Origin of the sequence: Methylocystis rosea SV97 (genome assembly GCF_000372845.1) — a bacterium.
In the GTDB taxonomy this organism is placed as follows: Bacteria; Pseudomonadota; Alphaproteobacteria; order Rhizobiales; family Beijerinckiaceae; genus Methylocystis; species Methylocystis rosea.
In genome coordinates, this window is record NZ_KB889963.1 from 2,190,306 (window position 1) to 2,203,834 (window position 13,529).

The 13,529-nt window shown below is 63.0% G+C and carries 9 protein-coding genes; 6 read left to right on the forward strand and 3 right to left on the reverse strand.

The genetic code is table 11. From position 1 onward, the window contains the following. Position 1: 1 nt before the first annotated feature. Both A3OO_RS0111495 and A3OO_RS0111500 read right to left on the reverse strand, forming a co-directional pair. On the reverse strand, positions 2-511 hold the full coding sequence (locus tag A3OO_RS0111495) for a hypothetical protein (protein ID WP_018407994.1): 510 nt from the start codon (positions 509-511) through the stop codon (positions 2-4). Between the two features lie 27 nt (positions 512-538). Beyond that, positions 539-1,057: an HNH endonuclease gene (locus tag A3OO_RS0111500; RefSeq protein WP_018407995.1), complete on the reverse strand. Its 519-nt coding sequence runs from the start codon at positions 1,055-1,057 to the stop codon at positions 539-541. Between the two features lie 392 nt (positions 1,058-1,449). On the opposite strand from A3OO_RS0111500, the gene A3OO_RS0111505 reads away from it, so the two are divergent. The 6 genes from A3OO_RS0111505 to A3OO_RS0111530 all read left to right on the forward strand — a co-directional run bounded on the left by A3OO_RS0111505 (position 1,450) and on the right by A3OO_RS0111530 (position 12,530). After that, positions 1,450-2,688: an exonuclease SbcCD subunit D gene (locus tag A3OO_RS0111505; protein ID WP_018407996.1), complete on the forward strand. Its 1,239-nt coding sequence runs from the start codon at positions 1,450-1,452 to the stop codon at positions 2,686-2,688. After that, complete coding sequence (locus A3OO_RS0111510) at positions 2,685-6,458, forward strand: AAA family ATPase (protein ID WP_018407997.1); 3,774 nt, start codon at positions 2,685-2,687, stop codon at positions 6,456-6,458. The genes A3OO_RS0111505 and A3OO_RS0111510 overlap by 4 nt, the downstream gene beginning before the upstream one ends. A 285-nt stretch (positions 6,459-6,743) precedes the next feature. Beyond that, positions 6,744-8,369, forward strand: a complete 1,626-nt coding sequence (locus A3OO_RS0111515) for a porin (protein WP_040573843.1) — start codon at positions 6,744-6,746, stop codon at positions 8,367-8,369. 129 nt (positions 8,370-8,498) lie between these two features. Beyond that, positions 8,499-9,209 (forward strand): tetratricopeptide repeat protein, encoded by a 711-nt coding sequence (locus A3OO_RS0111520; protein WP_018407999.1) that lies wholly within the window; start codon positions 8,499-8,501, stop codon positions 9,207-9,209. 768 nt (positions 9,210-9,977) lie between these two features. Next, positions 9,978-11,924, forward strand: coding sequence for an OprO/OprP family phosphate-selective porin (locus A3OO_RS0111525; RefSeq protein ID WP_026222909.1), 1,947 nt, complete (start codon positions 9,978-9,980; stop codon positions 11,922-11,924). Between the two features lie 384 nt (positions 11,925-12,308). Next, complete coding sequence (locus tag A3OO_RS0111530) at positions 12,309-12,530, forward strand: DUF2093 domain-containing protein (protein WP_018408001.1); 222 nt, start codon at positions 12,309-12,311, stop codon at positions 12,528-12,530. Here A3OO_RS0111530 and lpxK read toward each other — a convergent pair. Then, positions 12,527-13,522, reverse strand: coding sequence for a tetraacyldisaccharide 4'-kinase (lpxK, locus tag A3OO_RS0111535; protein WP_018408002.1), 996 nt, complete (start codon positions 13,520-13,522; stop codon positions 12,527-12,529). The genes A3OO_RS0111530 and lpxK overlap by 4 nt on opposite strands. Between the last annotated feature and the right edge of the window lie 7 nt (positions 13,523-13,529).

The following is a 13,529-nucleotide window of genomic DNA, read 5'->3' on the forward strand; positions in this document are numbered from 1 at the left end:
GTTAAACTTCGCGACGGGACGGTTTGGGGCGCGTCATCTGACGAGCGGACGGCGCGGCGATCAACCAGTAAATCGCCCCCGCCACCGCGCCGGTCAGAAAAAACAATAGGGCGATTCTTAATTCGAGCGGACTCGCTTCGTGGGCGCGATCAAGTCCCATCGCAGCGCGCGCGATCCACGGCGACGCGCCGGCGAGCGTCGCGCTCGCGCCCGCATACCAAAGGAGCGAGCGTGCGCCGGCGATCTCGCCGATCAACGCCGCGACCGCGAGGGGCGCGACGCAGGTGGCGATGATCATCGACCAAAGGATGAATCCGAAAGTGGCCAGAGGCTCGCTCCATCCGCCGGCGCGCACATCTTCTTCGACGAAGGCGAACAGGCCGGACGTTGCGGCGGCGAATCCCGCCTCCCGCGTCGCCGGATCAAGGAGCGCCGAAACGATAAGAAAAATGGCGGCGACGCCCACAGCGAGGACGAAGCCGAAAGCCATGACCACAATTCGGCGCATCATTGGAGCCGTCTTTCCTGGCGCGCCAAGCTATGGTTCGAGCACCGAATCCCAATAGAGATAATCCATCCAGCTTTCGTGCAGGTAATTGGGCGGAAACAGCCGGCCGTTGCGATGCAGGTCGCCGACGCTCGGCTGAAAGGGCGCCTGCGCCGGCGACATATGCGCTTCCTTCGGGAGCCGGTCGCCCTTGCGCAGATTGCACGGCGAACATGCCGCGACCACATTTTCCCACGTCGTCGCGCCACCCTTCGATCGAGGAATGACGTGATCGAACGTCAATTCCTCATGTTCTCCGCAATATTGGCAGGTGAAGCGATCGCGCAGGAACACGTTGAACCGCGTGAACGCCGGGTGACGGGTCGGCCGCACATACTCCTTGAGCGACACGACCGAGGGCAGACGCATCTCGAAGCTCGGGCTTTTGACGGTCTTGTCGTATTCCGAGACGATGTTCACGCGGTCAAGAAACACCGCCTTGATTGCGTCCTGCCAGCCCCACAGCGAGAGCGGATAGTAGCTCAGCGGCCGGTAGTCGGCGTTGAGCACGAGCGCGGGACACGCCTGCGGCGAGACGGTCTGCTGACGAAAGTGTGCAGTCACCCTGCTTCCTCTCGGATTGAGGAGGGGCCTGACGGACCGCGCCAAGGTCCAGCCCTTTGCGATGCCGCATATTTTACAGGCACCACGACAGGGTTGTGAAGGCCCGCGACAGGACTTCCGACGCTGAGGAGCGCTCCGCCGCTCGAAAGAGATAGACGCTGGCGAAGCAGTACGCTGCAAGCAACGGCTTGTATATTAAAGTAGTTGGCATGTCTTTGTTTCGACGACATCTACGCAGGACTGTCGCCGCTCGCCTATCAGCAGCTCGTCGTTTGTTGCCCGATGGGCGAAAATCGGCGAAATATTCATCGGCAGGCCGGCGCGCCCAAGCGTGGCCCTTGCCCACGCCCGACGGCCTGTTGCCTACTGCCGAAGTGATTCGCCTTCTTCACACGGCCGACTGGCATCTTGGCGCGACGCTGCAGGGCTGGTCGCGCGAAGCCGAGCACCGCGACGCGCTGGCGCAGCTTGTCGCCATCGCCCGGGAGCGGGCGGTCGACGCCGTCATCGTGGCGGGCGACGTTTTTGACAGCCTCAATCCATCCGCCGACGCCCAGCGGCTGCTTTACGACACATTGCGCGACTTGCGCGTCGCCTGTCCGCACGCGCGCATCGCGCTCGTCGCCGGCAATCATGATCCGGCGGCGCGACTCGAAGCGCCGCGCGCATTGTTCGAGATGGCGGACGTCGTTTCGATCGGCGCCTTTGCGCGTCGCGACGGCGCCTTCGACGCCCGCGCGCATCTTTCGCCGATCCGTGACGCCAGCGGCAGAATTGGCGCGCATTTGCTCGCGCTGCCTTATCCGCGCGCGGTGGATCTGCCCGTGACGAGCGGCGGCGGCGCCAGCGCCGTGCGCGAGGCCTATCGCGAGGCGGTCGAAAGCGCGCGGCGCGAAATCGGCGCGGCGCCGCTCATCGTCACCGGCCATCTTCATGTCGCAGGCGCGCTCGAATCGGAAGGGTCCGAACGACGGATTCTCGTCGGCGGCGAACACGCCCTTCCGTCCGACATGTTTTCGCCTGATATCGCTTATGTCGCGCTTGGTCATCTGCATCGTCCGCAATCCGTCGACCGCGAGACGATCCGCTACTCCGGTTCGCTCATTCCTATGTCGAAGACCGAAATCGGCTATGCGCATGGCGTCAGCATCGTCGACGTCGACGACAGCGGCGCCGTTGTCGTCCAACATGCGCCGATCATCCGCCCCGTCCGGCATTTGCGGGCGCCGGCGACAGGCGCGCTGTCCGTGATCGAACTCGAGACCGCGCTCGGGGCGCTCGATTTGGACGCCTCGGCGCCGATGGACGCCTGGCCCTTCGCGCATCTTGCGATCAGGGTCGACGGCCCAGCCGTTGGGTTGAAGGCCGAGCTCGACGCCATCTGCGAGAAATTTCCGCTGCGCGTCGTTTCGACCAGCGTCGAGCGGCCACAAGCGCCTGCGGCGGCGCCGACGCCGCTGCGCCTTGCGGAGCGTAAGCCGACGGAATTGTTTCGCGAAGCCTTTGAGCAGGCGCACGGCGTCGCCCCGACCGACAATCATTTCGACTTTTTCGAGCGTCTTCTGCAGGAGGCGTGACATTGCGCATTCTGGCGATCCGAGGCGCCAATCTCGCCAGTCTCGCCGAAGGCTTCGCGATCGACTTCGACAGCGAGCCGCTGCGCTCGGCGGGCCTTTTCGCCATCACCGGGGAAACAGGGGCCGGCAAGTCGACGATTCTCGACGCGATCTGTCTGGCGCTTTACGATAAATTCCCGCGCGTCGTCGCCGCCGGCGCGAGCGAAGGCGCGCCAGATCCGTCCGGAGAGACGCTCGGCTCTGGCGACCCGCGCACAATTCTTCGCCGCGGCGCCGGACGCGGTTTCGCGGAAGTCGATTTTATCGGCAAGGACGCGCTGCGCTATCGGGCGCGCTGCGACCTGCAGCGGGCCCGCGGCAGAGCGTCGGGCGCGTTGCAAAAGCGTGTCAGGTCGTTGTGGCGAATCGACGAGGCCGGCGAAATCGTCGCGGCGCTTGAGAGTGGCATAGAGCCCGTCAACGCCCGCGTCGTCGAATTGACCGATCTCACCTTCGACCAGTTTCGTCGGACGGCGCTTTTGGCGCAGGGCGAATTCGACGCCTTTTTGCGCGCCGACGCAAAGGAGCGCGCCGAACTTCTCGAAAAGATCACCGGCGCCGAAATCTATGGCGTTCTGTCGCAGCGCGCCTTTGAGCGCGCTCGCGAGGCGCAGCAGGCGACGACGATTGTTGAACGCCGTCGCGCCGAAATCGGCGTGATGTCGGAAGATGAGCGCGCCGCGATCGACGCAGACGTCGCAGCGACCGAAGCCGAACGCGCGCAAGTCGCCGAAAAGCGCAGCGCGATGGCTGATGCGCTGCGCCGGTTCGACGCCTTGGCTCAGGCGCACGCAAAGCTTGCGCAGGCGATGTCGGCGCGCGAGGGCGCATTGCGGGCGTTCGACGAGATGGCGCCGCGACGCGACACGCTTGCGGCGCTCGCGCAGGTCGAGCCGCTGCGCGCGCCGCGGGATGAGATGCGGCGCGCCGAGGAAGCGCAAAAGGCGGCGCTCGAAGAGGCCGCCGACGCCCAAGCGAAAGCGGGCGCCGCTCAAGAAGCTTTCGCCGCTCAGGAGGCGCGCGCGCTCTTGGCTGCAGAGTCGGTCGCCGCCTCGGAAGCGGAGCTCGCTCGATATGCGCCGATATGGAGCAAAGCCGCGGCGCTCGACGCGCGCATCGCCAATTTGGCGCAGGAGGAAGCGAAAGCGCGGAGCGTCGCCGAGGAGGCCGCGTCGCGCACTGCGGAGAAGCGCGCCGAACGCGCCGAAACAATGGAACGGCGCGCCGATATTGAACGCGAGAAGGAGACGGCGCTCGCCGATCTTGCGCGCCTCGAGCCGGCGCGGGCGCTCAGCGAACGCTGGCGAGACATCGACGATTGGCTGACGAAGCGTACCGAAATCTCGCAAGCCAAGCGCGCCTGTGATGGCGCGCTCGCCGCGGCCTTCGCCGACATCGAGCGCGGCGACGCCACGCTTGCGGATTTTAACGCGCGCGACGCGCGAGACAGAGCGGCCTGTGAAAAGCTTGCCGCGCAAATTGCGGACCGCGACGGCGCGCTCCTCGCCCTCGACGAACCGGCCGCGCTCGCCCGCGCCGACGATTTGGCGCGCGCCGTCGAATGGATCGACGCTTTGCGCAGATGCGCGCGCACATTTGACGAGGCGGACGTCGCGGCGGCTTCCGCGCATCAGGACATCGCCCGCTTCGCGCAGGACGAAGCGGCGGTTCGACAGAAGCTTGAGGGAGTACGTTCAGAGCGCGCGCGACAGGCGGCGCAAAGCGCCGAGGCCGAACGCTTCGGCGAGTTGGCGGACGCCGCGGCGGATCCCCACGCGCTGCGATTGCGCGCGGCGTTGAACGAGGATGCGCCGTGCCCCGTGTGCGGCGCGCGCGAACATCCTTTCGCCGAGACCCATGACGCGGCGAGCGCGTTAATCGAAGCGCTGCGCGCGCGGCGCGATGAGTCGCGGCGAACGCTCAGCGGATTGGACGAGGAGACTGTCTCCTTAAGCGCGCGGGCGGCGCAGGCGCACGCGCTTCACGAAGACGCATCGCGGCGCGCCGCACAAGCGCAGGCGGCTCGCGGGCGCGCCGAGGCCGAATATGCGTCGTTGCTGAGCGCCGATGGCGCGCGAGATATGGCGCCGGAGCTGGCGCCGCCAACGTCAATTCTGTCCGCCTCGCCGCGGCTGCTAATATTGACGAAGGAGCTTGCGGCCGCGCGTGACGGCGTCGCGCAAAAGCTTCGCGCCGCGCGTCGGCTGCGGGAGGAGCGGGATCGGCTGCGCGCTGAGCGCGACGCGGTTCGACTGGCGCTCGACGCCCGTCAGGAGGAGCGTGCGGCGCTCGCCGTGTCGCTGGAAGCTTTGCGCGAAGCGCGCGCGCGGTCCAGGGCGGAAGGCGCCGGACTGGTTGAGCGTCTCGAATCACTCGATCGGTCGCTCGCGCCTTATCTGCAGCTTTGCGACCTCTCGGCCGCCGATCTCGATCGCGACGCCGCTTCTGCGCGCCGCCGGCTCGAGACGGCGGGCGCGCGTTACCGGGAGGCGCTGGCGCGGTCAAATGAGCTCGCCGCAAACTGCGCCGCGATCGGGCTGAAGGCGGAGCGCGTTGCGGCGGAAGCAGACAGCGCATGCGCGCGCGAGGCCGAGGCCAAAGGCGATCATGAGGCGCGCGCAAGGAGCGTTACTGAGGCGCGCGACGCGCGCGCGCTGCTTCTGGGGGGAGAAGCGACGACCGCGCATCGGTCCCGCTTCGAGGCGCGCCAGAGGGCGGCGATGGCGGCGCGCGACGAGGCGCGTCAGCGGCTCGCTGAAGCCCAGCAGTCGAAAGCGGCCTGCGAGACGCGTCACGCACATTGCGCACGCGCGGCGGAAAGCGCCGCGGCCCGCGCCGAGCAAGCGCGTCAAAGCTTCGTAGCGGCGCTCTATGCCACGGGCTTCGACGAGGCGACTGCGGCGCCTCTGCTTGCGACGTCGCGCGAAGAGCACGTGGAGCTACGTCGCTCCGTCGAGGCGGCGGAAGCCGGGCGCGCCGCCGCCGAGGCTGCCGTTATGGAGCGCCAGAAGGACTTTGATGACGCGCAGGCGGTCGCCCCGGCGGAAGTTTCGCGTGAGATTCTCGAGGCTCAGGAGAAAGACATCGCTGGTCGCCTCGATGAACTGTCGGCGCGGCTCGGCGCGCTGCGCGAGCGTGGCGCGAAGGACGATGAGGCGCGAGAACGCGCGACAGCGCTCGGCGAGGAACTCGAACGGGCGCGCACAAACGCTAAACTCTGGGGCGAGATCAATGAAGCCATCGGATCGGCGAGCGGCGACAAGTTCCGCCGTTTCGCGCAGGCCGCGACGCTGCAGCACCTCGTCGCGCTCGCCAATCAGCGCCTGGCGCTGCTTGCGCCGCGCTATGCCCTCGAGCGCTCGGGCGAGGCCGGCGCGCTGGGCCTCCAGATCATCGACCGCGATCTTGGCGACGAGCGGCGTTCGACGCGTTCCCTCTCCGGCGGGGAGCGCTTCCTCGCGTCGCTCGCCCTGGCTTTGGCGCTTGCCGGACTCGAGGGGCGCGATTCATTCGTCGACACGCTGTTTATCGATGAAGGATTCGGCGCGCTCGATTCCGCGACCCTCGACGTCGTCATAGACGCGTTGGAGACGCTGCAGGGGCAGGGCAGGCGGGTGGGGGTGATCAGCCATGTCGATTCACTCCAGCAGCGCATCGCGACGAAAATCTGCGTCGAGCGACGGGGCGGCGGGATTAGCGTGGTCCGACTGCGTGCGCCAGGTCACGCGTGACGCGTGATGCCACTGGCCGACCCTGAAAGAAGCCTCCAATCGATTCTATTCGGAGGAGAACTCGCGTCGAAAAAGCCGCAAATTCGCGACGACGCTTCCGGAAAAAAACCTGTGCTGTGGCGGTAAGGCCACAAAAAACAATGATCAGCGCCAGAGACTGTGGCGCCAGGGCCACACCTCTTGTGCCTTGCAACGTCACATTACGGCTGGGGCAAAGTTTGTCACGGGTCTGTCATCCAGCGTCGGCTTCACTGTCCCCCGAAAGTTAACGGGGGAATGGAACCAATGAAACCTGGAGTTGGACAACGCGCGCTCGCCATCGCTGCGTTCGGCTTATATGCGATGGCTTCGACCGCTCCGGCCGCAGCCGACACTGCGTCCGAAATCCGCGCGCTCAAGGCGCGGCTCTCCAAGCTCGAAGCCGACGAAGCCCGCGCGAGGCGCGAGGCCAGGGTCGTGCACGCGTCGCTCCCGGCCGACAAGGGGCCGCCGCCGCCGCCGCCGCCGCTGCACTGGTATGAAAGGCTGAGCCTGCGCGGTTATACGCAGATGCGCTACAATGACATTCTGAGCGGCGGACCCAACTGGTACGACATCAGAACGACGAACGACCGTTCGGTCGGCGACCGCCAGAACTTCTTCATTCGCCGCGCGCGCATCATTCTGAGCGGCGACGTCTCAGATCATCTGTACCTTTATTTCCAAAACGACTTCGCGAGCTCTCCTCCGAATGCGAACTCGACTTCGGCGACCTTCGCAGCTCCGACCAACGCCGCCGGTCAGGCCGTCTATTATTTCTACAATCCCGTCTTCGCCTTTCCAGGCTACAACCAGGTCGGCAGTTACTCCAACGCGCCCGGCAATTTCGCGCAGATTCGCGACCTCTACGCCGACATCTACTTCGACAAGGACAAGGAATTCCGCGTCCGCGCCGGCCAGTCGAAGATTCCCTACGGCTTCGAGAATATGCAGTCGTCGCAGAATCGTCTGGCGCTCGATCGCGCCGACGCGATCAATACCTGCTGTAAGGACGAACGCGACATCGGCCTGTTCTTCTATTACACGCCGAAGGAAATGCGGCATCTCTTTCGCGATCTCGTGAAGAACAATCTGAAAGGCTCTGGCGACTACGGCATGATGGCCTTCGGCGTTTACAACGGCCAGGGCGCCAACCGCATCGAACTCAACAAGGGCACGCATCTCGTCGCGCGCTTCACCTATCCTTACGTTTTTGAAAATGGTCAGGTGGTCGAAGCGAGCGTCCAGGGTTACACGGGACGTTTCGTGCCCTATACGCAGGCGATCAGGCCCTCTTTGGGCATGGCGACGAACTGGGCGGGCTTCATTCCGTTGAACAGCCCGTACAATACCCTCGGATCGGCCTTTGTCCCTTATGTGAATGGTCCCGGATGGAGCAGCCTTGGCAACTTTAACCTTGCCCAATACGGCGCCGTCAACGGTTGGGGACCTGCCGTGGCCAATGGCGGCCAGGGCATTCGCGACTCGCGCGTCGCCGTCACCGCGGTGATCTATCCGCAGCCGTTCGGCCTGCGCGCCGAATGGAACTGGGGCGTCGGGCCGCAGCTCAATGCGACGCAGACGGCCATCGAGGCGAAACGGCTGAATGGCGGCTATGTCGAAGCCAGCTATAAATATGAGGACAAGGACTTCGGCACTGGCGTGTATTTCCCCTTCGTCAAGTGGCAATACTACAATGGCGGGTTCAAATTCGATAACAACGCGCCGCAGGGCCGCGTGAACGAATGGGACGTCGGCGTCGAGTACCAGCCGTTGCCGGAACTCGAATTCACCGCGATCTACTCTCACATGGACCGCACCAATACGGTCGCAGCGCCCTATCGGCAGTTCCAAGCGGATCTGCTGAGAATGCAGCTGCAGTGGAACTACTGATCATCTGGTCAGACTAACTCTTGCAAACGCCTCCGGTTCGCGCCGGGGGCGTTTGCGATTTCGGGACTTTCGTTTGCTCGTCTGATAACGAAATGACCTTGGTTGGGTTTTGGTGCGAGGACCAGAAAGATGAAGCTGATCGCGACGATTGCCTTGTCCTTCATGTTGGCGTTGGCAGGGTCAGCGCTTGCTGAAGACTATGAGAACGCCGTCAGCGCAACGCGACGCGGAGATTTCGCTGGCGCATTTAAATTGCTCAAGCCGCTGGCCGAGAAGGGCGACGCGCGCGCGCAAGCGGACATCGGCGCGATGTATCTGACGGGCAAGGGAGTCGCCGCCAATCCCAAGGAAGCGTTAAAATGGCTTCGCTTGGCCGCAGATCACGGGAATGCCTCCGCCCAATTCAATCTCGGCACCATGTATCTCGAAGGACAAGTGGTCATGAGAGATTACAAGGAGGCGATGAAGTGGAATTTGCTCGCCGCGGGCCAGGGATTGGCGGCGGCGCAAGTGAACATCGCCTCGATGTATTATGACGGCGTCGGCGTCGCGCAGGATTACAAGGAAGCGGCCAAATGGCTGCGGCTCGCGGCGGAGCAGGGCGACGCCGACGCGCAGTTGAATCTCGGCAACATGTATGTCGCCGGACAGGGCGTCGAGCGCGATCTGCTGCGCGGCTTCATGTGGACGCAGCTTGCGACGGAGTCGCTGTCGATGGGCGAGACCGAAAAGAAGGCGGTGCGCGACATGTCGGCAAAGTCATTGTCGCCGGCAGACGTCGCCAAGGCTCAAGCCATGGTCGCTCGCTGCAAGGAATCGAAGTTTAAAAATTGCGACTGAGCTGCAGGGGAACGCTCGGATCGAGCAGAGCGTTCCCGCCTTTGATTTCCGTCTATTCTCGCTCGATTTGGATTTGGTCTTTCGCTGTCGGGCTCGCAGGCTTTAGTCCCACGAGCAGCTGATCGACGAGGGTTGTTTCAGCCCCGTTCAGCCAAGTCCGCCACCACGCCCCTCCGGCGATAAGCTTTGCGCCCGTTTGATCAACCGTGGTCGGCGGGCTTTAGCCCACGGCCGGCAGGTGAGAAGCCTGCTACTGTTCCAGACCCTTCACAGCGCCTTTCATCATCAGCCCCGCCTGGTCGGAACGGGTTCGAGTGTCGTTTGTCCGTTGCTGGGCTGCGACGCGCCCTGGCGTTTGCTTAACCCGAGCAGACATTCGCAGTCGCATGTTGCTGCTGTATTTCTAAGTCGGGAATTATATTTCTCGAATGTGTGTACATTGTATTTTATAGAAATAATATTGCTGAAAGTTTGCTAAAATAGTGCATTATTGGGACTCTGCGACTGTTGTCATAAAATGTATAAGGACGTACGCAAAATGATATACTATGCATAAGGCTAAATTGAAATTAAAAATGATTTTAACTAGTAATTAGGTCAATCACGTACTGTATCTACTGCGATTAAATGTGTGGTACGGCAGCAACATATCGAATTATAGCGATTAAGTACTACGCTAATACATATTAAGTCATGGATTTGTCATCCGACAGAGGCCATAAGTCGCGCGCTGTTTTTTGAACGCTAATGAAAGCGCGAGGCTGGGACATGGCAATTACACGGTTCAATCAATCACTCGCTCTAGCGACGGTGGGAGCACTGCTCTCGACAACTGGCCAGGCGGCCGACAGCGCCACTGAGGCGCGGCTGCGCATGCTGGAAGCGGAGATCGCTAGGCTTCGTCCGCTGGAAGCGGAGGTCGCCAAACTTCGTCATGAGACGCGCGGAGCCAAAGCGCAGGCGACGATCGCGACCAACGTCGCCAACGCCGCAGTCGTGGCGAAGGGCCCGCCGGGTCCGCCCCCGCCGCCGCCGGTCTTCGTCAGCTTTAGGAACGGCCTTTTCGTGGAAACGGCGGATAAGCAATTTAGCTTCAAGATTGGCGGTCGCCTCTTTGTAGATGGAGGCGGGACTGTTGGCTCCCCGGGCAACGGCTGGCAGGGCAATGTTGGCTTTGGCCAGGCGCGACTCGAAGTCGAGGGTAGCTTCAGGCCCTGGTTTTATAAGATCCAGTACGACTTCGCGAATTCTACAACGCAGCTTTGGAATACAAATCTGCCGAATGCGAACGGGGGCACGGGTCTCCAGTTCTGGTCAAGAAACTACGTAACCGACCGCAATTTCCTTTGGGGCGGATTCCGCGATGCATACCTCGGTCTGCAAGATCCGCGCTTGTCGCATCCGTTGCTCGCTGAGCCGGTCTATTTCAAGATCGGCAGCCAGTACGAGTCTTTCAGCTTAGAGGCGTTGGCTTCTTCGAAATATCGCGACACGATCGAACGGCCGCTTGCGGTCGACGCAATCGCGCCCTTCCGTCATATTGGCGTGGCGGCTGGCATGATCGGCAAAGACAATTGGACGGCTCACTTCGGTCTTTACTCGCTCAGCTTCCAGGATCTCAACGCTCGTCCGGTGAATACGTCGTCAGGAAATGCGGGCGTTTTAGTGCCGGCCTATAGTGGCTACGGCGTGAAAAACGCCAATTGGTATCAACCCTGGGGAGGCGGCGCCTACTGGGAAACCACCGGCCGCGTAACCTGGGCGCCCATCTTGGATGAGCATCGACTTGTGCATTTAGGCGTCGCCGGAAGCTACCATCAGCCAAATAATGCGACAGCCTACAGCGACGATCGTAACTCGGCGCCAGGGAATCGCCTCGGGTCGGAAGCCAATGTCCTGGGCACGAACTTCCTCGGAACGACGGATCTTTCGTGTGGCCGTTTCGCTCAGTCTGCCCCCTTCGTGGCGGGGGTAAACTTGAACCAGTATAACGCCGCAGGTAACTGTATAAAGGATATCGAAAAAGTCGACCTTGAGGCCGCACTGTCCTACGAAAACTTCTTCGTCCAGGGCGAGTGGCTCATGGCGAACTATAATCGTAACACGTCCGCAGCTCAGCAGTTTGCGTTGACCCAACTGGCTCAGTTGGGCGCCGCTTCCCCCACCCAGGGACTGTTTATCTCCCCCGGTAATTCCAATTACGTGACCACCGGAGGCTATGTGCAGGGCGAGTGGTGGATTACAGGAGAAGAGAAAGCTCAGTCCTACGACATGAAAGACAAGAACGGCGTCACGTTTGGTCAGCTGAAGATCAAGGATCCGTTCATGAGGGGCGGATGGGGCGCATGGGGTCTGGTGGGCCGCTGGAGCGTTCTCAACCTGAACAACGGGCCATACCAGGGCGCGTCTCTCTATAACAACCTGGCGGTCGCCAATAACGCGTTCGGATTATTCGGGGGCCTCCCGGGAACTCCTGCACAGATCGCCAATGCAACTCTCTTGCAGAACGTTATCGCAAACTCCGGCGTCTATGGCGGCTATCAACAAAACGTGACGGCAGGCGTCAATTGGTATCCGGATAACGGCATCGCCTTCCAGTTCAACGCGACCCATGTGATGTCTCTGAAATCGCCGTTGAACTGGAACAATCAGTCTTCCTACGAGAGTGGCTCGCACCCGACGTTCCTCGAAATGCGGGCGAAGGTCTACTTCTAGCTCTTGCAACTCGAAAAGCCGCGCCCCCTCTGGGGGCGCGGAAGCTTTTGCATCGCATTCCAGGCGAACTGGACGCGCGTAATGAACGTCGTTGCGCCATTGAACCTTTACAACGGTGGTCCACTCCCCACCTTGCTTGGCGCCAATTACACCGGCGCGCATCCCAATCTGTTTGAGCTCGCGCCAAGGTTTATTGGTAAGCGTCGCCACGCTTAGGCAAATGACCGCCGGCGGGCGTTTCCTAGTATGCCTTCGGATGCTATATCTCGTGGAAGTTAATCCGCCGATAGGGAGCGTTCGGCTTCACCGATGAGGTCGCTTGTGACCACGCTCAGGCGCCTGGTGGGGCGTCCATTCCCGCGGCGCTACGGGTTGAGAACGCGCATGAACCGCTATGACCGCCAGCCTGAGCCCGCTGAAGAGGCTGTCGTCGAATATCTCGACGGCGAATATCGCGTGCGCAAGCCCGGCGCTTATGTGCGCTGCGCGGTGACGGGCGAGCCGATCCCGCTCGAGGATCTGCGTTACTGGAACGTCGATCTGCAGGAGCCTTACAGCGGCCCACACGCCAAGCTGATGCGTCTTGGCGTGAAGAAGCCCGATTAAGGCTCGGAGCGGCGCGCCTCACACAGCCCGCGAAGCGCCTCGTCCAAAACGTCGGCGTCATCGAAAACCAAGGTGACGGGTAGCGTATCGACGCCAAGCGTCGCAAGCTGGCCGCCCATTCGCGCGGCATCCTTTTCCGTCGTGACGAGCCGCGCGCCCTGTTCCTGCCGTAACTTCGATAGCGTCGCGTAATCTCTTTGCGTGAATCGGCGGTGATCGCCGAAGGAGACCTGCGCCGCGACTTCGGCGCCGGATGCCTCCAACAAGCTGAAGAATTTCTCCGGCCTTGCGATGCCGGCGAAGGCGACGAGGCGCGCGCCGTTCATCGCCTCCGCGGCTCCGCTGTCGGGCGCCAAATGGGCGGCGATGACGGGTCTATTCGCGCGCGCGGCGATGTCGCGCCCGGGCAGGCCGTCGCCGACGACGACGAGCATATCCGCCGCCGCAAGCTGCGCATCGAGCGGCGCGCGCAAAGGACCGGCCGGGATGCAGCGGCCATTGCCCGCGCCATAGTCCGAGTCGACGACGATGAGCGTCAGGTCGGGCGTCACGCGACGGCTGTGGAATCCGTCGTCGAGAATGACGACGGTGGCGCTGAGGCGCTGCGCCAGGTCTGCGCTCGCAAGTCGGTCAGAGCCGACGATCGTCGGCGCGGCGCGCGCAAGCAGCAGCGCTTCGTCACCGACGTCCTCGGCGCCGTGACGCGTCAGGTCCACGACGAGAGAGGACGATCCGCCGCGCTTGCGGCGATAACCCCGGGTGAGAAGGGCAGGGCGCTCTCCCGCCGCGTTGAGACGCTGCGCGATGGCGATGGCGAGCGGCGTCTTGCCGTCGCCGCCTGCGGTCAGTCCCCCAATGACAATCGTCGGTAAATTGGCGCGCGGCGCTTCGCACGCCAATCGCTTGCAGGCGACGGCGCCGTAGAGCGCGCCGAGCGGAGACAGCAGCCGCGCCGCCGCGCCGTCTTCACGCCAGAAGGCGGGCGCGCGCATCTCAAAC

Coding starts and splice junctions, on each gene's coding strand:
- A3OO_RS0111495 (WP_018407994.1), bottom strand. CDS start 511: ATGATGCGCCGAATTGTGGTCATGGCTTTCGGCTTCGTCCTCGCTGTG.
- A3OO_RS0111515 (WP_040573843.1), top strand. CDS start 6,744: ATGAAACCTGGAGTTGGACAACGCGCGCTCGCCATCGCTGCGTTCGGC.
- A3OO_RS0111520 (WP_018407999.1), top strand. CDS start 8,499: ATGAAGCTGATCGCGACGATTGCCTTGTCCTTCATGTTGGCGTTGGCA.
- A3OO_RS0111525 (WP_026222909.1), top strand. CDS start 9,978: ATGGCAATTACACGGTTCAATCAATCACTCGCTCTAGCGACGGTGGGA.
- A3OO_RS0111530 (WP_018408001.1), top strand. CDS start 12,309: ATGAACCGCTATGACCGCCAGCCTGAGCCCGCTGAAGAGGCTGTCGTC.
- lpxK (WP_018408002.1), bottom strand. CDS start 13,522: ATGCGCGCGCCCGCCTTCTGGCGTGAAGACGGCGCGGCGGCGCGGCTG.